Source organism: Streptomyces vinaceus (assembly GCF_008704935.1).
Taxonomy (GTDB): Bacteria; Actinomycetota; Actinomycetes; order Streptomycetales; family Streptomycetaceae; genus Streptomyces; species Streptomyces vinaceus.
The window spans coordinates 2,973,822-2,992,292 of sequence record NZ_CP023692.1; the positions used below are offsets into that span (position 1 = coordinate 2,973,822).

16 protein-coding genes and 2 pseudogenes are annotated in these 18,471 nt (G+C 71.9%); 10 read left to right on the plus strand and 8 right to left on the minus strand.

The annotated features are described in order from the left end of the window. Window positions 1-40: 40 nt before the first annotated feature. The 4 genes and pseudogenes from CP980_RS13045 to CP980_RS35555 all read right to left on the minus strand — a co-directional run bounded on the left by CP980_RS13045 (window position 41) and on the right by CP980_RS35555 (window position 4,393). Window positions 41-1,255 carry a hypothetical protein gene (locus tag CP980_RS13045; RefSeq protein ID WP_150528225.1) on the minus strand — a complete coding sequence of 405 codons (1,215 nt, stop codon included), beginning with the start codon at window positions 1,253-1,255 and terminating at the stop codon, window positions 41-43. Between the two features lie 116 nt (window positions 1,256-1,371). Then, window positions 1,372-2,283, minus strand: coding sequence for an N-acetylneuraminate synthase family protein (locus tag CP980_RS13050; RefSeq protein ID WP_132756215.1), 912 nt, complete (start codon window positions 2,281-2,283; stop codon window positions 1,372-1,374). Window positions 2,284-2,330: 47 nt separating this feature from the next. Then, window positions 2,331-3,050, minus strand: a pseudogene (locus CP980_RS35550) (acylneuraminate cytidylyltransferase family protein); the annotation flags it as partial. Continuing rightward, window positions 3,047-4,393 carry a DUF6716 putative glycosyltransferase gene (locus CP980_RS35555; RefSeq protein ID WP_132756211.1) on the minus strand — a complete coding sequence of 449 codons (1,347 nt, stop codon included), beginning with the start codon at window positions 4,391-4,393 and terminating at the stop codon, window positions 3,047-3,049. The pseudogene CP980_RS35550 and the gene CP980_RS35555, both read right to left, overlap by 4 nt. Window positions 4,394-4,569: 176 nt before the next feature. Between CP980_RS35555 and CP980_RS13065 the strand changes: the two genes are divergently transcribed. Genes CP980_RS13065 through CP980_RS13075 form a run of 3 tightly spaced genes read left to right on the plus strand, consistent with a single transcriptional unit; the run spans window position 4,570 to window position 8,092 of the window. After that, window positions 4,570-5,547: a glycosyltransferase family 2 protein gene (locus CP980_RS13065; RefSeq protein ID WP_150528227.1), complete on the plus strand. Its 978-nt coding sequence runs from the start codon at window positions 4,570-4,572 to the stop codon at window positions 5,545-5,547. Beyond that, window positions 5,547-6,911 carry a polysialyltransferase family glycosyltransferase gene (locus CP980_RS13070; protein WP_150528228.1) on the plus strand — a complete coding sequence of 455 codons (1,365 nt, stop codon included), beginning with the start codon at window positions 5,547-5,549 and terminating at the stop codon, window positions 6,909-6,911. The genes CP980_RS13065 and CP980_RS13070 overlap by 1 nt, the downstream gene beginning before the upstream one ends. Then, entirely contained in the window at window positions 6,908-8,092 is a 1,185-nt protein-coding gene (locus CP980_RS13075) for an acyltransferase family protein (RefSeq protein ID WP_150528229.1), read from the plus strand. Before CP980_RS13070 ends, CP980_RS13075 begins: the two co-directional genes overlap by 4 nt. A gap of 19 nt (window positions 8,093-8,111) precedes the next feature. Here CP980_RS13075 and leuE read toward each other — a convergent pair whose 3' ends face one another. Then, window positions 8,112-8,774, minus strand: coding sequence for a leucine efflux protein LeuE (gene leuE / locus CP980_RS13080; protein WP_132756203.1), 663 nt, complete (start codon window positions 8,772-8,774; stop codon window positions 8,112-8,114). Between the two features lie 44 nt (window positions 8,775-8,818). After that, entirely contained in the window at window positions 8,819-10,399 is a 1,581-nt protein-coding gene (locus CP980_RS13085) for an acyl-CoA mutase large subunit family protein (RefSeq protein ID WP_150528230.1), read from the minus strand. Window positions 10,400-10,575: 176 nt separating this feature from the next. Here CP980_RS13085 and CP980_RS13090 point away from each other — a divergent pair, with 176 nt between their 5' ends. After that, window positions 10,576-11,448, plus strand: a complete 873-nt coding sequence (locus tag CP980_RS13090; protein WP_150528231.1) for a L,D-transpeptidase family protein — start codon at window positions 10,576-10,578, stop codon at window positions 11,446-11,448. A 272-nt stretch (window positions 11,449-11,720) separates the two neighbouring features. On the opposite strand, the gene CP980_RS13095 is transcribed toward CP980_RS13090, so the two are convergent. Continuing rightward, window positions 11,721-12,761, minus strand: a complete 1,041-nt coding sequence (locus CP980_RS13095; protein ID WP_150528232.1) for a hypothetical protein — start codon at window positions 12,759-12,761, stop codon at window positions 11,721-11,723. Then, window positions 12,761-13,504: an RNA polymerase sigma factor gene (locus CP980_RS13100; protein ID WP_132757185.1), complete on the minus strand. Its 744-nt coding sequence runs from the start codon at window positions 13,502-13,504 to the stop codon at window positions 12,761-12,763. Before CP980_RS13100 ends, CP980_RS13095 begins: the two co-directional genes overlap by 1 nt. Window positions 13,505-13,874: 370 nt before the next feature. On the opposite strand from CP980_RS13100, the gene CP980_RS13105 reads away from it, so the two are divergent. The 6 genes and pseudogenes from CP980_RS13105 to CP980_RS13130 form a co-directional block, all read left to right on the plus strand. After that, window positions 13,875-14,441, plus strand: a complete 567-nt coding sequence (locus CP980_RS13105) for a 2-oxo-4-hydroxy-4-carboxy-5-ureidoimidazoline decarboxylase (RefSeq protein ID WP_132757183.1) — start codon at window positions 13,875-13,877, stop codon at window positions 14,439-14,441. Window positions 14,442-14,593: 152 nt separating this feature from the next. Then, complete coding sequence (gene sdhC, locus CP980_RS13110; protein ID WP_078864375.1) at window positions 14,594-14,974, plus strand: succinate dehydrogenase, cytochrome b556 subunit; 381 nt, start codon at window positions 14,594-14,596, stop codon at window positions 14,972-14,974. Between the two features lie 5 nt (window positions 14,975-14,979). After that, window positions 14,980-15,462, plus strand: coding sequence for a succinate dehydrogenase hydrophobic membrane anchor subunit (locus CP980_RS13115; RefSeq protein ID WP_030027687.1), 483 nt, complete (start codon window positions 14,980-14,982; stop codon window positions 15,460-15,462). A 23-nt stretch (window positions 15,463-15,485) separates the two neighbouring features. After that, window positions 15,486-17,240 (plus strand): succinate dehydrogenase flavoprotein subunit, encoded by a 1,755-nt coding sequence (gene sdhA, locus CP980_RS13120; protein WP_053786359.1) that lies wholly within the window; start codon window positions 15,486-15,488, stop codon window positions 17,238-17,240. Continuing rightward, window positions 17,240-18,007 (plus strand): succinate dehydrogenase iron-sulfur subunit, encoded by a 768-nt coding sequence (locus tag CP980_RS13125; RefSeq protein WP_048474856.1) that lies wholly within the window; start codon window positions 17,240-17,242, stop codon window positions 18,005-18,007. The genes sdhA and CP980_RS13125 overlap by 1 nt, the downstream gene beginning before the upstream one ends. A 140-nt stretch (window positions 18,008-18,147) precedes the next feature. Then, window positions 18,148-18,462, plus strand: a pseudogene (locus tag CP980_RS13130) (Uma2 family endonuclease); the annotation flags it as partial. Window positions 18,463-18,471: the final 9 nt, after the last annotated feature.

The following is an 18,471-nucleotide window of genomic DNA, read 5'->3' on the forward strand; positions in this document are numbered from 1 at the left end:
GGACGCATGAGGGGATGCACCCGGGGGTAAACTCGCGCGCTCATCCCGCCGCGGAGGCGGTCTGGGCGGGGAGTCTGTGCACATCACGGGCAGTCTCGGTGACCCCGGCGAGGAAGCTGCGGGCCCGCGGCGAGGCGGAGCCGGTGAGCCAGGCCGCCTCGACATCGCATACGGCGACGGTCACACCGGTTCCGGTCAGTGCGTAGGGCAGCGTGTGGACGACCGTGGACGGAAAGCTGACGATCGTGCGGCCGACCGGGCCGCGCCGCGCGATCAGCTCCAGCGGCAGGTCCGGGCGGACGATCTCCAGTCCGGTCGCCTCGCTGAGCGTGCGCAGCTTCTGCGCGGACTCGCGGCGGTGCGCGAAGTAGCGGGTGGCCCCGTGCTCCAGGGTCAGCGCGCGTACGGCGTCCAGGTAGCGGTCCGGGTCGACCACTCCGGTCTCCACCAGGGAGGTGCCGACGAGGTCGGTGCCCTTGGTCAGGCGCGGCGGCCCGAACCGGGCGCGGGTCCAGGCGAACTCGTTGACCCGCAGGGTCATCCCGCTGTGGACGGTGACGGGCATCGAGCTGAACACCTCGACGCGGCGGCCGCCGCCCGCGGCCGGGGTGAAGCGGCGCCGGGCCGTGGCCGAGACCGGCGCGTACGCGAGCTCGCGGACGCGGCCGGGCAGGCCGCCCCCGCCGACGTGGTGCCAGCGTACGAGGCGCTCGCCCCGGGCGGTCTGGGCGACGAACTCCATGGTGGCGGTGCCGTCGTCGACCACCACGAGCTCCTCGGCCCGTACGAGGGTCAGCAGGAGCTGCACGTACCGGGAGAAGGGGTCGCCGACGACGACGCGGCGGGCCGCGCGCACGTCCTTGGCGAGCGCGGCGAGCGCCTTGAGCGGGGCGAGCCGGCCGCCGCGGGCCTCCTGCCAGACGACCTCGTACCCCTCGTCCCGGGCCAGGCCGGCCATCCGGCGCAGCTGGCCGCGGGACATCGGGTCGGTGGGCGGCAGTACGACGATCCGCAGCCAGGACCCGGCCCCCGCCGAGCGGTCGGGGGCGCGGGCGGCCGCGGCTGCGGTCGCGCCCGCGTCCGCACCGTCCGCGGCCGGGCCGCGGACGGCGGCGCGGCTGGGCTGGGCCGGGACGCCGTGGAGCAGCGGGGCGCCGCCCGGTGCGGACGCGGCTTCGGCGTGCGCCCACTCCAGGACGTTCAGGAGCTGGACCGGACTCTCGACGAAAGCCAGGGTGGAGGCGGAGGGGGTCACCACGTACTCCTCGTCAGGGGCGGGGCGGAGCGTCGTACCGGACGGACACCGGACGCGGGGGCCGGACGGCCGGGCGGGCCCCGGAGCGGGACCCCGGCCCGGACCGGCGGGGGGGCTCAGACCGAGGCGAGCTCGCCCCGGACCCGGCGGAGCTTCTTCATGGGGCCGAGCTCGGAGTCGTAGACGCGCTTGACGCCGTCGCCGAGGGCGGTCTCGATGGTGCGGATGTCGCGGACGAGGCGGGCGAGGCCGCCGGGCTCCACGGATGCGGCCTGGTCGGAGCCCCACATGGCGCGGTCGAGGGTGATGTGGCGCTCGACGAAGGTGGCGCCGAGGGCGACGGCCGCGAGGGTGGTCTGCAGACCCGTCTCGTGGCCGGAGTAGCCGATCGGGACGTTCGGGTACTCCTCCTGCAGGGTGTTGATCACCCGCAGGTTGAGCTCCTCGGCCTTGGCCGGGTACGTGGACGTGGCGTGGCAGAGCAGGATGTTGTCGCTGCCCAGCACCTCCACCGCGTGGCGGATCTGCTTCGGCGTGGACATGCCGGTGGACAGGACGACGGTGCGGCCGGTGGCGCGCAGGGCCCGCAGCAGCTCGTCGTCGGTGAGGGAGGCGGAGGCCACCTTGTGGGCGGGGACGTCGAACTCCTCCAGGAAGGCGACGGCCTCGGTGTCCCACGGGGACGCGAACCAGTCGATGCCGCGCTTGGCGCAGTACTCGTCGATGGAGCGGTACTCGGCCTCGCCGAACTCGACGCGGTGGCGGTAGTCGATGTACGTCATCCGGCCCCAGGGGGTGTCGCGCTCGATGTCCCACTGGTCGCGCGGGGTGCAGATCTCCGGGGTGCGCTTCTGGAACTTCACGGCGTCGCAGCCCGCTTCGGCGGCGGCGTCGATGAGGGCGAAGGCGTTGCCGAGGTCGCCGTTGTGGTTGATGCCGATCTCACCGACGACGTACACGGGGCGGCCGGGGCCGGCGGTGCGCGAGCCGAAGGTGCGCAGGCGGGAGTTGGGGGTGTCGACGGTCATGGCAGCTGGGGCCCTTCGTTCGGTGCGTGGGGGTGCTGAGGGGAGGTGAAGAGGGGAGCGAGGAGGCGGGCGCGCGCCAGGTCGTGCGGTTCGTCGATCTCCAGGACCCGTGCGGGGTCGGTGGCGACGGGGAGGGTGCGCCCGAAGAAGCGGTGTCGTGCGCCGCGGAAGCCGGCGGCGTCCATGGCGTAGGCGGCCCCGGTCTCCAGCAGGTCCTGGGGGCGGTCCTGGCGGCGGGGGCGGACGGCCTTGTCGTGGTTGACGCCGGTCCCGCCGGCGCCGTCGGCCGCCTCCCGCCAGAGGAAGCCGTGGAACGGGGCGACGGTCAGGGCCGAGTCGGCCGCGCCGGTGGCGACGGCGGCGGCGACCGACTCGACGTCGCAGGAGGTCAGGAAGGGGCTGGTGCACTGGACGAGGAGGACGACGTCCACGGTGAGGGAGTGCAGTTCCTCGAAGGCGTCGAGCGCGTGCAGTACGGCGGCCTCGCTGCTGGCGGTGTCCCCGGAGATCGCCGCGGGGCGGCGGATCGCGTCGGCCCCGGCGGACCGGGCGGCTTCGGCGATGGGGTCGGCGTCGGTGGAGACGACGACGTCCGTGACGGTGGCCGCGCCCCGGCAGGCCTGGACGGCCCGTACGACGAGCGGGACCCCGGCCACTTCGGCGAGGTTCTTGCCCGGGACCCCCTTGGAGCCGCCGCGGGCCGGGATCACGGCCAGCACGCGGGGGCGGGCGGCCTGACGCGGGACGGAGTGCGCGGCGGGGCTCACAGCTCCCCCATCCGGCGGATCATCGGGGCCACGCGCTGGACGCCGTGCCGGTACGCGCCGCGGGCGGCGTCGCGCAGGTGCGAGCGGAGCCAGCGGCGCAGCCGGGACTCCCCCTCGCTCTCGCGGACGGCGCCGGGCAGCGGGCTCCCGTCGGGGGCCAGGTGGTGGCGGGCCAGGATCCCGGGCAGGTACCGGGGCGCGGTGAGCCGCGTGTAGTACGGGGCGACGGCGGGGAGCACCGGGAGGTCCAGCAGTGCGCCGAGCCGCTCGCGCGCGGCGGCGAAGGGGTCGCCGGCGCCGGAGGCGCCCGTCACGCCCTGGTCGGCCAGCCAGTCGGGGTCGCCCTGCGGCAGCAGGCCGGCGTCGAGCTGGTCCCAGGAGGCCAGGCACCCCGAGCCGAGGAAGTGGTGGTTGCCGAGCACCTCGCGGACGCCGAGGTCGGTGAGGACCGCGGTCGGGATCCCGCGGTGCAGCGACTCCAGCGCGGCCGTGGAGGAGACGGTGACCAGCAGGTCCGTACGGTCCAGGACCTCGCCCATGTTCCCGTACACCAGGCGGCAGTTGGGGGGCAGTCCGCCCGGGATCCGCTCGGCGAGCCGCTGGTACGGCTGCTCCTCCAGGTGCGTGGTGTGCTCGCCGGGCCGGCTGCGCAGCTTGATCAGCACCTCGCGCCCGGGGTGCAGCCGGGCGTGCCCGGCGGCCCGCTCCAGCAGGTACATGCGGTCGGCGCGGCTCTCGGGGACGGACGGCTGGACGGCGAAGACGACCGTGTGCGCGCGGCTGCCGGCCTTCTCGTACTCCGCTCCGTCCAGGAACGGCAGCGCCGTCTCGGTGACGGCGCCGGCGTCCGCGCCGACGCCCTCGTAGACCGCGCGGAAGCGTCCGGCGTCGTAGCGGGAGTTGGCGAGGACGAGGTCGGCGCCGTGGCGCAGCAGCAGGCCGTCGGCGAGCTTCTCGTATACGACGCCCACGTACCCGGTGACGAGCACGGGGCGCTCGGCCGGCTCGGGCCACAGCGCGCGGATCCCGTGCAGGACGGCCTGGACGGCCCCGCCGACGAGGGCGAGGACGACGACGTCGTACTTCTCGCGCTCGATCTCCGCGAGGAACTGTGCGCAGGTCACCTCGGAGAGCCGGTCGGCCCGGACGCCCACTTCGCCGAGCTGGCGCGCGGTCGGGGTGGCCCGGCCGCGGAGCAGGAATCCGGTGAGCTGCGGCCCCTGCGACAGGCGGCGGGCGGTGAGTGCGCCCCATTTCCATCGCGTATCGGAATCGGCGAGTACGGCGACGCGGAGGGCAGTCGGGGGATGACTACGAGATGCTGCGCGATTACTGGCTGGCACCCGGCAGAAGCTATTCCGCAATTTCGGTGATCGGCCCAACGAGCGCACAACAGCGGGTTAACAACCCGTCTACGTCATGCGAAACCGCACCGGTTAACGTGCCCGCCCCGCTTCGTTCACATGGAATCCGCGTACGGGCCACGGTGAATGCCGGCCAACGCCTTAATGTCTCGCGGGTGCTCAAGCTCTCTGTTGTCGTGCCGTTCTACAACGTGCAGACATACGCACCGGATGCCCTGAAAAGCCTCGAACTGAACGCCCGGGACGATTTCGAGTTCCTGCTCGTCGACGACCGTTCGACGGACGGCACGCCCGAACTCCTGGAGCGGGCGGCGCGCGAGCTGCCGGGGGCGGTGCTCCTCAGACACGAACGGAACGGCGGCCTGGCCACCGCCCGGAACACCGGCCTGGACGCGGCGCGCGGCGAGTACGTCACGTTCCTGGACGGCGACGACTGGCTGGCGCCCGGCCACTTGGCCCGCACGCTGGCCGCCATAGAGTCCCTGAGCTGCGATTTCGTCCGCAACGACCATGTCCAGGTGACCGGTCGCACCCGCAGCGTGCAGCGCGTCCCCTACGGTCCGCAGCTGGTCGTCGGCGATCCGCGCGCCGGGATCCTGCCCTCCTCGCGGGCCACCTCGGTCGACTATCCGTACGCCTGGGCCGGCATGTACCACCGGCGGCTGCTGGACCGCGGGCTGCTGCACTTCACCGACGGGCTGCGCACGGCGGAGGACCGGCCGTGGATCTGGCGGCTGCACCGGGGGGCCGATTCGTTCGCCGCGGTCGGACTGCCGGGAATCTTCTACCGGCGCGGGGTCGCGACCTCGCTCACGCAGATCAAGGACGAGCGCCAGCTCGATTTCATCAAGGCTTTCGACCAGGTTCTGGCCGATACGGCCGAGGACCGGGAAAGCGATCTTCTTCTGCCGAAAGCCGTCCGAACATATTGTGCAATTATCGCGCACCATATCGGGACCATCGAGAGGTACGAACCGGCCGTGGCCAAGAAACTCCGTTCGATGAGCTCGGCCGCGCTCGGACGCATGCCCCAGGACGTACTCGACCGGGCCCTGAACTCGATGGACGCCGATCGCGCCGGAGTGCTGCGCCGCCTGCGCCGCCGGCCCGCACGAGCGGGAGCCGCGCTCTGATGGCGACTCACCACACCCCCTGTACGCAGATCTTCCTCGCCTCCACCCTCTACGGCACGGCCACGCTCGCCGCCGGCATCGACGCGGGGACCTTCCCGCCGGCCGGCCGGCGCATCCTGCTCACCAGCAACCACGCCCTCACCGCCGAGGTCTCCCCCGGCCTCGCCGACATGTCCGGCTTCGCCGCGCTCAGCACCCGCTTCGACGAGGTGCTCGACTGGAACGCCGCCATCGCCCCGCAGCACCCGAGCGCCTGGGCCCCGCGCCCCGAGGACGTCCCGCTGTGGGAGCGTCAGCTCCGGGCGCTCTGGGGACTGGGCGAGGACCGCGTCGAGATCATCGTGGAGTCGATCCAGGTCCCGCCCGCCCGGACCCTGTGCACGCTCTTCCCCGGCGCCGCCGTCGACGTCTACGCCGACGGGCTGATGAGCTACGGTCCCACCCGCTTCCGCCTCGACCCGCAGCTCGGCATGCGGGTGCGCCGCGTCCTGCACCTGGACCTGGTGCCGGGTCTGGAACCGCTGCTGCTCACCGAGTTCGGCGTACGGCCGGAGCTGGTGCCGACCCCGGAGTTCCTGAAGGTGCTCGCCGAGCTGCCCTCGTACGGGCCCGAGCTCGACGGGGTGGGCGAGGCCCCGGCGCTGCTGCTCGGCCAGTACCTCTCCGCGCTCGAACTCCTCTCCCCGCAGGAAGAGGAGGAGCTCCACGTGGAGATGGTCCGGGGCACCTTCGCCCTCGGCCACCGCGAGCTCGTCTTCAAACCGCACCCCAGCGCCCCCGCCGCGTACTCGCACCGCGCCGAGGCCGAGGCCGAGCGGCTCGGCGCCCGGCTCACCGTCATGGCCACCCCGGTCCTGGCCGAGACCCTCTACCAGCGGCTGCGACCCGCCCTGGTCGTCGGCTGCTTCTCCACCGGGCTGCTGACCGCCGCCACCCTGTACGGGCTGCCCGTCGCGCGCACCGGGACCGAGGCCATACTGGCCCGCCTCGCCCCGTACCAGAACAGCAACCGGATCCCGCTGGCGATCGTGGACGCGCTCCTGCCCGCGCTCGCGGACGCCGGGGCCGTCGCGGACTGGAGCGCGCCCGGCCCCGAGGAGAACCGGGACCGGCTGAGCGGGCTGCTCACCGCCGTCGGGTTCACCATGCAGCCCCAGATCCTGGCCTCGCGCCGCACCGACGCCGAACGGTATCTGGCAGCGCACCTGGACGACCGGACCTGGCGCTACTTCAAACGCCGGCGGCTGACCACCCTCGGGCTGCCCGGAGGCATCCCGGCCCAGCTGTCGTTCCTGCCGAACAGCCCGGCCGTCCGCCGCGTGGTGCGCCGGCTGAAGCGGCTGCGCGCGGCCCGCACGCGGTGACGGCGACCGCCGGCGCGTCCGCGGTCCCCAGTGCCGCGGTCCCCAGTGCCGCGGTCCCCGGCGCCGCGGTCCCCGGCGCCCGGGAGCGGACGGCGGGAGCGGAGGCGAGGGCTGAGGCGGGAGCGGGGCCCGGGGCGGCGGGGCGGCTTCGGGCGCTCGACGGATTGCGGCTGCTCGCCGCGCTGATGGTCGCCGGGTACCACTACGGCGGCCGCGGCGGTCAGATCTCCGACGCCTGGGGCGCCTCGCCGCGGCAGCTGTTCCCCGCGGCCGCGCCCTGGCTGGCGTACGGCTGCCTCGGGGTGCAGATCTTCTTCGTGATCAGCGGCTTCGTGATCTGCCTGAGCGCCGAGGGCCGTTCGGTGCGTGCCTTCGCCGCCTCGCGCGCGGCCCGGCTCTACCCCGCGTACTGGGCGGCGCTGGTCCTGGTGGCGGTGGCGGCCCGGGCCGTGTCCCCGTCGGACTTCCTGGTCAACCTGACGATGCTCCAGCAGCCGCTGGGGGCCGAGCGGGTCCTCGGGGTGTGCTGGACGCTCTGGGCGGAGCTGCGCTTCTACGTGCTCTTCGCGCTCTGCGTCGTCCTGCCGGGCGGGGGCCGGCGCCGGACCCTGCTGTTCTGCGCCGGCTGGATGCTGTCGGCGGTCCTCGCGGACGCGGCCGACCCGGGCGGGAAGGGGTTCCTCGTCCAGGCCCTGATGCCGCAGTACGCGCCGTTCTTCATCGGCGGCATCGGCCTGTACCTGGCGCACCGCGCTCCGCGTGACCGGCTCGCCTGGGCGGTGGCCGGGGCCGGGTGGCTGCTCGGACAGCACTACGCGGTGGCGGGTTTGTGGCACGCCCCGGATCCGCGGTTCTTCTCGTACCGCAGCGCGGTGGTGATCATCGCGGTGGTCACGGCCGGGTTCGCTGCGGTGGCCCTGGCCGCGCTCGGCCGGCTCGGCGGCCGGGCCGAGCGGCCCCGGTGGCGGTGGCTGACCCTGGCCGGGGCGCTGACGTACCCCTTCTACCTGGTCCACGAGCACCTGGGCTGGGTGCTCATCACCGCCCTGCACCGCCGGGCGGGGCTTCCGCCCGGGGCGGTGTTCGCGCTGACGGTGGCGGCCATACTGGCGCTGGCCTGGGCGGTCCACCGCGGGATCGAGCGCCCCCTGGGCCCGCGCCTGCGCCGGGCCCTCGGCTGACCGGCCGCCCGGCCGGCCGCTAGCTGACGGCCAGCTTGGCGGCGAAGCCGAGGAAGAGCACGCCCGCCGCCGAGGTGGCCCCGGCCGACAGCCGCCTGCGGCGGCGGAAGGCGGCGGACAGCCGGGTCCCGCTGAAGATCAGCAGCGTCAGGTACAGGAAGCTCCCGAGCTGGAGCAGCGCGCCCAGCAGCAGGAACGAGAGCGCCGGGTAGGCGTACGAGGGGTCCACGAACTGCACGAAGAAGGAGACGAGGAACAGGATCGCCTTGGGATTGAACAGGCTGATCAGCAGTGCCCGCCGGTACGGCCGCTCCCCCTCGGCCGCCTCGCCCGAGGCCGGGGCCCCGGCCACATCGTCCCGCTCGTCCCGCTCGGCCCGCGAGCGCAACAGCGCCCACGCCCCGCGCATCATCCCGACGGCGAGCCAGGTCAGGTACCCGGCGCCGAGCAGCTTGACGATGCCGAAGGCCACGGGACTGGCCTGGAGCAGCGCCCCGGCCCCGGCGGCGGCGAGCACCATGAGCACGGCGTCGCCGGTGAACACCCCGGCGGCGGCCTTGTACCCGGTCCGCACCCCGCGGCGCGCCGCGACGGAGAGCACGTACAGCGAGTTCGGCCCCGGCAGCAAAATGATCAGTATGAGCCCGACGAGATAGGTCGGCAGATCGGTGACACCCAGCATGGGCAGGAGTGTCCCACAAGGACGCACCTGTCGTCGTCGCCATTTCACCAGGTGGAATCGGTCGGCTGGTACGTCCCCCAGACCTCCCGCAGCGCGTTGCAGACCTCGCCGACCGTGGCCCGGGCGCGCAGGGCCTCCTTCATCGGATACAGCACGTTCGCCGTGCCCGCGGCCGCCTCGCGCAGGGAGGCCAGCGCCGCCGCCACCGCCCCGCCGTCGCGTTCCGCGCGCAGCGCCGCCAGTGCCTCCCGCTGCCGGTTCTCGATCTCCGGGTCGACGCGCAGCGGCTCGTACCGCTCCTCCTGCTCCAGCGTGAAGCGGTTGACCCCGACCACCACGCGCTCGCCGCCGTCCGTCTCCCGCGCGATGCGGTACGCGTTCCGTTCGATCTCCCCCTTCTGGAAGCCGGCCTCAATCGCGGCGACCGCCCCGCCGAGGTCCTCGACCCGTCGCATCAGCGCGAGCGCGGCCTCCTCGACCTCGTCCGTCAGCCGCTCCACGGCGTACGAGCCGGCGAAGGGGTCGACCGTGTGCGGCACGTCCGTCTCGTACGCGAGCACCTGCTGGGTGCGCAGGGCCAGGCGCGCCGATTTCTCCGTCGGCAGGGCGATCGCCTCGTCGAAGGAGTTGGTGTGCAGCGACTGGGTGCCGCCCAGCACCGCCGCCAGCGCCTGCACGGCCACCCGTACGAGATTGAGCTCGGGCTGCTGCGCCGTCAGCTGGACCCCGGCCGTCTGGGTGTGGAAGCGCAGCATGAGCGACTTCGGGTTCCGGGCACCGAACTCCTCGCGCATGACGCGGGCCCAGATCCGGCGCGCGGCGCGGAACTTCGCGACCTCCTCCAGCAGGGTGGTGCGGGCCACGAAGAAGAAGGACAGGCGCGGGGCGAACTCGTCGACCTCCATCCCGGCGGCCAGCGCGGTCCGTACGTACGCGATGCCGTCCGCCAGCGTGAAGGCGATCTCCTGCGCGGGCGAGGCCCCGGCCTCGGCCATGTGGTAGCCGGAGATGGAGATGGTGTTCCAGCGGGGGATCTCGGCCTTGCAGTAGCGGAAGGTGTCGGCGGTCAGCCGCAGCGAGGGCTCGGGCGGGAAGATGTAGGTCCCGCGGGCGATGTACTCCTTGAGCACGTCGTTCTGCACGGTCCCGGTCAGCTGCGCGCCTTCGATCCCGTGCTCCTCGGCGACCAGCTGGTACATGAGGAGGAGGAGCGCCGCCGGGGCGTTGATCGTCATGGACGTGGAGACCCGGTCGAGCGGGATCCCGTCGAAGAGCACCCGCATGTCGTCGACGGAGTCGACGGCGACGCCCACCTTGCCGACCTCCCCGTGCGCGAGCGGTGCGTCGGAGTCGTGCCCCATCTGCGTCGGCAGGTCGAAGGCGACCGACAGTCCGGTACCGCCGCCGGCGATGAGCTGGCGGTACCGGGCGTTGGACTCGGCGGCCGTTCCGAACCCGGCGTACTGCCGCATCGTCCACGGCTTGCCGGTGTACATGGTCGGGTAGACACCTCTTGTGTACGGATACGCCCCCGGTTCGCCCAGTTTGACCTCGGGGTCCCACCCCGTCAGATCCCCCGGCCCATACACGGGTTCGATGGGACTCCCGCTCTCGGTACTGGCCATGTGACCAAACCCTCCATGGAGCAAATGGCCCCGGGGCTGATACAACTCCCGGCGGCGGCTCCGGCTGTCGTCTGACGGCCGCTGGTCACAATGGCGCAACATCCCGGGATCGTCTGCAACTGTCCACGCCCGCCAGGCATCACCTACATACACGACGTAGATATCGGGGGAATGCAATGCTTCGCCAGAGAGTCATAATCCGCACGCTCGGGGTGGCCACCGCCGTCGCGCTCGCCGCGACCGCCTGCGGGCCCCAGAAGACGGAGCCGGCCGGCTCCGCTTCCACGGTTCCGTCCGCGTCCGCGGCGGGTTCCACCCCCGAAAGCTCCCCTTCGACGGACAACAAGCCCGCCGAGGCCTCGCCCTCGCCGTCCGCCTCGCAGTCGGCCTCGCCGTCCGCGTCCCCCTCGCCGACCGTCAAGGCCATCATGGCGAACGGCGACGAGAGCGAGCAGGTGCGCGAGCTCCAGGCCCGCCTGAAGCAGCTCAAGTACATGACGGTCGCGCCGACCGGTTTCTACGGTTCGAAGACGACCGCCGCGGTCAAGTCCTTCCAGACGAAGAACGGCCTGACGGCCTCCGGCGCGGTCGACGACGCCACCTGGAAGAAGATCCAGAGCGTCAGCAAGAAGCCCAGCGCCGACGAGCTGCGCCCGCCGACCGTCAACGAGGTCGACGCGCCGGACCCGCGCTGCATGACGGGCCGCGTCATGTGCATCAGCAAGGAGAGCCGCACGCTCGCCTGGATGATCGACGGCAAGGTCGTCTCCACGATGGACGTCCGCTTCGGCTCCGAGAACACCCCGACCCGTGAGGGCGTGTTCAACGTGGGCTGGAAGGCCAAGGAGTGGACGTCGACGATCTACCACACGCCGATGCCGTACGCGATGTTCTTCAGCGGCGGCCAGGCGGTGCACTACTCCGCGGACTTCGCCGCCCGCGGTTACGCCGGCGCCTCGCACGGCTGTGTGAACGTCCGGGACAAGGCCAAGCTGTCGAAGCTGTTCGACGAGGTGCAGGTCGGCGACAAGGTCGTCGTCTACTGGTGATCCCGGTGGTCCGGTCGGTGAAGCAACCGGTCGGTGAAGTAAAGGGCGCGGGCAGGGCCGGGGGAACGAACCCCGCCCGCGCCGGGTGCGCAGAGCCCAGGGGTACGGGGGGAACCCCGGCTCATGCGCGGCCGATGACCAGTCGGCTCGATATGTACTGCGCCGCAGGTTCGAAAAGTGTTACAGCCCGTTCGTGACGTCGCCCGGAACCCGTCCGGTGAGCCCGCGGGGACCACCCGAACGATGGCCGGAAACCGCCCCAGGCGGCAGCCTCAGCGCGAGGGCAGGCGGGCGGGCGCCGACATCCCCGGGCTGGCCGGGGCCAGCGTCGGGGCCTTGAGCACGTCGCCCCCGAGGTCCGAACCGCGCGGAACGGTCGGGGTGGTGCTCCTGGCCGCCCCGTCGAGCAGCTCCTCGCAGAAGTGCGGGATGCGCGCGAGCCCCTTGGCCAGCTTCGAGAGCTTGTCGCGGCGGTCCGAGTTCATCCGCCCCGAGCGGTAGGCCTCGCACAGCTCCACCGCCTTGAGGCGGGTCTGCCGGTCCGCGTCCTTCAGCGAGGTGGTCCCGCCCGCGAGGGCGTCCTTGCCGTCCGTGCCGTCCTTCGCGTCGTTGCCGTTCCCCCCGTCCCCGCCGGAGCCGCCGCCTGAGGCCGTGCCGGGGCCCGCCCCCGTTCCGGGGCCGAATCCCTGCGCCGCGCCGGAGTCCAGTCCGCCGGGGGTCGGGCCGGCGCCCGGGGTGGGCGGCACGCCGTCGGAGCCCCGGAAGGGGGTGGGCCGCAGCGGGGGACCCGGGGTCGGACCCCCGGCGTCGCCGGGCGGCGTCGGGTTCTCGTCGGCGCTGAGGGACACCGCCGGTACGGGACCCGCCGAGTCGTGCGTGCTCCGGTCCAGCAGGCCGGCCCCCGCGGCGACCGCCAGGCCTCCCACGGCGACGCTCGCCAGCGCGGCGACGAGCCCGAACCGCACCGGGCGACCGCGCCGGGCCGGGGACACCGGGGCGGCTAGGGGCAGGACCCTGCCGAGTTCCACGAGGGGGGAGGTGTCACCGCCGGCCGGCCCGGACGCCGCGGACGGGCCGGACGCCGCCGAAGCCTCGGTCCCGCCGCGCGCGGCGCGGAAGGCGGCCACCGCGGCAGCCTCGCCGGGCAGCTCCACCCCGGCGCACGACTGCGTCGCTGCCAACAGTTCGAGGGCGGTCCGAAGCCGGGCTTCCGCTTCGCGGGCGCTCGGGTCGCCGCCAGGTACGGCCGGGCCGCCGCGCAGCACTCGTTCCGCCGCGGCCTTGTCCAGCCACCTGTTGCGCTCGTCGGCCATCACATGTCCTTCTGCGTCCGCCAACGTGAATGCGTCACACCGGTTTGCTGTACGAGACCACCGCCCCTGCCGCGCTGAGCGGGCACGGCGTCGAGATCCCTCCCGCCCCCGCCGTCCCTCGCCTGGCCCCCGGCATTATGGCCGACGGGGCCCGCCGGATCCGAGTCCGTTTCCGACTCCGGCGCGAACCCGCCGTCCGCGCCGATCAGCTCGGCCAGTTTCTTCAGGCCCCGGTGGGCCGCGGTACGTACGGCTCCGGGCCGCTTGCCCAGCGTCTCGGCCGCGCTCTTCGCGTCGAGCCCGACCACGACCCGGAGCACCACGGCCTCCGCCTGGTCCTGCGGGAGCTGGGCGATCAGTGCCATCGCCCGGCCCGTCGAGAGGGCCTCCATCGCCTCGCCGGCGGTGTCGCTGTCGGCGGCGTGGCCCGTCAGCTCGGTCTCGTCGCCGCCGATGGCGGGACGGCGTCCGCGCATGCGGATGTGGTCGAGCGCGCGGTTGCGCCCGATGCGGGCGGCCCAGCCGCGGAAGCGGTCGGCGTCGCCGGTGAAGGAGTCGAGGTCGCGGGCGATCTGCAGCCATGCCTCGGAGGTCACGTCCTCCGCGTCGCCGTCCCCGACGAGCGTGCGTACGTAACCGAGCAGGCGTGGGTGCACGGCGCGGTACACAGTACGGAACGCGCTCTCGTCGCCGCCCTGTGCCGCGAGCACCGCGGCGGTCAGCTCCGCGTCGTCCCCCAGCAAAGTCCCCAACCGTTTCACTGTCCTGTACCTGTGGCGCAAATCAGCACGTTACGGCCTTCAAGTACCTTCGTCCACGAGTTGTACGGGGAGCAACCAATCGTGCGCGAAGCGGGGTGTGACACAAAACGCACTCGCGGCGCTGACAGGGGTACGGGCTTGTCGCACGAGCCCGTACGGACGGCGACCGGGGCCTCTCCTGTGGGGGGTGGCGGCCTCGGTCGTCTTCCTCCCTCCCCCGACGGGCCGTTCCCGCGCCACGCCCGTCATCCTTTCGGCTCACTTCCGGGTGAAAACCCCGGATCGGTACGACACACCCCGCCCGGCGTCGCTAGCGTGGCGGTACACCCGCGCCACGCCCCGAGGAGCCCCGCTGTCCAGCCACCTTCCGGCACAGGCCCGCGGCTGCTCCGACCCCTCCACCGGCTCCGGACTGGCGCGGTTCAACGCCCTCTCCCCCGAAGCCGCCGTGGCCGTGCTGCTGCACTGCTGCGGGAGCCGGCGCTGGGCGCAGCGGGTGGCCGCCCACCGCCCGTACCCGGATCCGGGCGCGCTGCTGGCCGCCGCCGACGAGGCCTCGTACGACCTCTCCCAGGCGGACCTGAGCGAGGCGCTGGCCTCGGAGGTCCCGGTGGAGCTGGACCACCGGGCCTCGTACGCCGCGCTCCTGGCGCTGGACGCCGCGCACGCCGAGTACGAGCGCAACTTCGGCCACGTCTTCGTCATCTGCCTGGACGGCCACCCGCCGGAGGAGCAGGCGGACCAGCTGCTCGCCGCGATCCGGCGGCGGATGGAGCTGGAGGCGGACGAGGAGCGGTCGATCTCGGCGGACGAGCTGCGCCGCCTCGCCCAGGTGCGGCTCGCCGACCTGACACATTGGCTGACCTCCCAGGACGGGGTAAACACCGAGGATTCAGGGCTATTCGCCCCTGTGGGATAGTCCGTCCGTGCCTGTTTGATCACACCGATGGACCCGGCGCGAGGGAACCGACAAAGCGTCGCTACGATGTCCGGGGCCGGAGGACCGTACCCGGCCGGGCCCGACCGACAAAGAAGCCGGCTGGCCCCCGCCCCGCTTCCGGAGGGTTTTCCGTGCCGGCTGGAACGTTGTACCGCGGCCGGGAAGGAATGTGGTCCTGGGTGGCTCATCGAGTCACCGGCGTCCTCATCTTCTTCTTCCTGTTCGTACACGTCCTCGACACCGCTCTCGTCCGCGTCTCCCCCGAGGCGTACGACGATGTCGTGGCTACCTACAAGACTCCGATCGTCGCGCTGCTGGAGTACGGCCTCGTGGCCGCCATCCTGTTCCACGCGCTGAACGGTCTCCGTGTGATCGCCGTGGACTTCTGGTCCAAGGGCCCCCGCCTCCAGAAGCAGATGCTCTGGGGCGTCGTGATCGTCTGGATCATCCTGATGATCGGGGCCCTGTACCCCGTCCTGGGCCACGCAGCTGCCGAACTGTTCGGGAAGTGACACTCATGTCTTCTGACACTTCTTCCGCCAAGGCCATCGGCGACGTGGAGGGCGTAAGCCTCTACGACGTCGACAACCCGGCGCCGTACATCGAGGCCCCGCGCAAGCGCACGGGCAAGACGCCGCGCTCGACCCGCGGCAACTTCGAGATGGCCGCCTGGCTGTTCATGCGCCTCTCGGGCATCGTGCTCGTCGTCCTCGTCATCGGCCACCTGCTGATCCAGCTGGTGCTGGACGGCGGCGTCTCCAAGATCGGCTTCGCCTTCGTGGCCGGCCGCTGGGCGTCCCCGTTCTGGCAGGTCTGGGACCTGCTGATGCTGTGGCTCGCCATGCTGCACGGCGCCAACGGTCTGCGTACCGTCATCAACGACTACGCGGAGCGCGCCAACACGCGGCTGTGGCTGAAGGGCCTGCTCTACACCGCCACGGTGTTCACCATCCTTCTGGGCACGCTGGTGATCTTCACCTTCGACCCGAACATCCGCTAGGCAACGGGGCTGAGGCGAAAAAGATGAAGATCCACAAGTACGACACCGTCATCGTCGGCGCAGGTGGCGCGGGCATGCGCGCCGCCATCGAGTCGACGAAGCGCAGCCGCACCGCGGTGCTGACGAAGCTCTACCCCACCCGCTCCCACACGGGCGCCGCGCAGGGCGGCATGGCCGCCGCGCTGGCGAACGTGGAGGAGGACAACTGGGAGTGGCACACCTTCGACACGGTCAAGGGCGGTGACTACCTGGTCGACCAGGACGCCGCCGAGATCCTGGCGAAGGAGGCCATCGACGCGGTCCTCGACCTGGAGAAGATGGGCCTGCCGTTCAACCGCACCCCGGACGGCACCATCGACCAGCGCCGCTTCGGCGGCCACTCGCGCAACCACGGCGAGGCGCCGGTCCGCCGGTCCTGCTACGCCGCGGACCGCACCGGTCACATGATCCTCCAGACGCTGTACCAGAACTGCGTCAAGGAGGGCGTGGAGTTCTTCAACGAGTTCTACGTCCTGGACCAGCTCCTGGTCGAGGAGGACGGCGTCAAGAAGTCGGCCGGCGTGGTCGCGTACGAGCTCGCCACCGGCGAGATCCACGTGTTCCAGGCGAAGGCCGTCATCTACGCCTCCGGCGGCACCGGCAAGTTCTTCAAGGTGACCTCCAACGCGCACACCCTCACGGGTGACGGCCAGGCGGCCTGCTACCGCCGCGGCCTGCCGCTGGAGGACATGGAGTTCTTCCAGTTCCACCCGACGGGCATCTGGCGCATGGGCATCCTGCTGACGGAGGGCGCCCGCGGTGAGGGCGGCATCCTCCGCAACAAGGACGGCGAGCGCTTCATGGAGAAGTACGCGCCGGTCATGAAGGACCTCGCGTCCCGTGACGTCGTCTCGCGCTCCATCTACACCGAGATCCGCGAGGGCCGCGGCTGCGGTCCGGCCGGTGACCACGTGTACCTGGACCTGACGCACCTTCCGCCGGAGCAGCTCGACGCGAAGCTCCCGGACATCACCGAGTTCGCGCGTACGTACCTGGGCATCGAGCCGTACACGGACCCGATCCCGATCCAGCCCACCGCGCACTACGCCATGGGCGGCATCCCGACGAACGTCGAGGGTGAGGTCCTGGCGGACAACACCACCGTCGTTCCGGGCCTGTACGCGGCCGGCGAGGTCGCCTGCGTCTCCGTGCACGGCGCCAACCGCCTCGGCACCAACTCGCTGCTGGACATCAACGTGTTCGGCAAGCGCTCGGGCATCGCCGCGGCGAAGTACTCGCAGGAGAACGACTACGTCGAGCTCCCCGAGAACCCGGCGCAGCAGGTCATCGACCTCGTCGAGCGCCTGCGCAACTCCACGGGCAAGGAGCGGGTCGCCGACCTGCGCCTGGAGCTCCAGGAGACGATGGACGCCTGCGTGATGGTCTTCCGTACGGAGCAGACCATCAAGACCGCGGTCGAGAAGATCGCTGAGCTGCGCGAGCGCTACAAGAACGTGTCCGTCCAGGACAAGGGCAAGCGCTTCAACACGGACCTGCTGGAGGCCATCGAGCTGGGCAACCTGCTCGACCTGGCCGAGGTCATGGCCGTGTCCGCGCTCGCGCGCAAGGAGTCCCGCGGCGGTCACTACCGCGAGGACTACCCGAACCGCGACGACGTCAACTTCATGCGCCACACCATGGCGTACCGCGAGGTCGGAGCCGATGGCTCGGACTCGGTCCGGCTCGACTACAAGCCGGTCGTGACGACCCGCTACCAGCCGATGGAGCGTAAGTACTGATGGCTACCCCGACCCTGTCCAAGACGGACAAGATGGAAGAGGCGGCAGCTGCCTCCCCGTACATCACGGTCACGTTCCGGATCCGCCGCTTCAACCCCGAGATCTCGGACGAGGCGCAGTGGCAGGACTTCCAGATCGAGATCGACCCGAAGGAGCGCGTGCTCGACGGTCTCCACAAGATCAAGTGGGACCTCGACGGCACGCTGACCTTCCGCCGGTCGTGCGCGCACGGCATCTGCGGCTCCGACGCGATGCGGATCAACGGCAAGAACAGGCTCGCCTGCAAGACGCTGATCAAGGACATCAACCCGGAGAAGCCGATCACGGTCGAGGCCATCAAGGGCCTCACCGTGATGAAGGACCTCGTCGTCGACATGGAGCCCTTCTTCCAGGCGTACCGCGACGTCATGCCGTTCCTCGTCACCAAGGGGAACGAGCCGACGCGTGAGCGCCTGCAGTCGGCCGAGGACCGCGAGCGGTTCGACGACACCACGAAGTGCATCCTGTGCGCGGCGTGCACCTCGTCGTGCCCGGTGTTCTGGAATGACGGGCAGTACTTCGGCCCGGCGGCGATCGTCAACGCGCACCGCTTCATCTTCGACTCGCGCGACGAGGCCGGCGAGCAGCGGCTGGAGATCCTGAACGACAAGGACGGCGTGTGGCGCTGCCGCACGACCTTCAACTGCACCGACGCGTGCCCCCGCGGCATCGAGGTCACGAAGGCGATCCAGGAAGTCAAGCGCGCGCTGATCACGCGCCGCTTCTGACCGCTTCGCGGTCGCCCGTACGAGGGCCCCGCCCCCCGGTTCCACACCGGGGGGCGGGGCCCTCGCCCGTTCGGGTGAGCACGCGGCTTCCGGCCGCGGGGCCCTTCCCCGTCCTACGATGATGCTCTCGACAGCAGCCCAACAACTGCTACGAGCCCGTCGTCTTCCGCCTGGTCCTGGAGGTCACCTCCAGCAACTACCAGGCCGACCTGCGGACGAAGGTCCGGGCCTACGCCAACGCCGAGGTCCCCGTCTACGTGATCGTCGACCGCCGGCACGACCGCCTGCACGTCCTCACCGATCCGGCCCAGGACGAGTACGCCACCCACCGCGTCCACGCCCCCGGTGAGCTCGTCACCCTCCCCGAGTCCATCGGCGCCAAGGTGACCCTGGACGTCGAGGCCGTGCTCACGGCTGCGGGGCGCGGGCCCGGGAGCGAGGGCGGCCTCGCCTGATCGGGTACA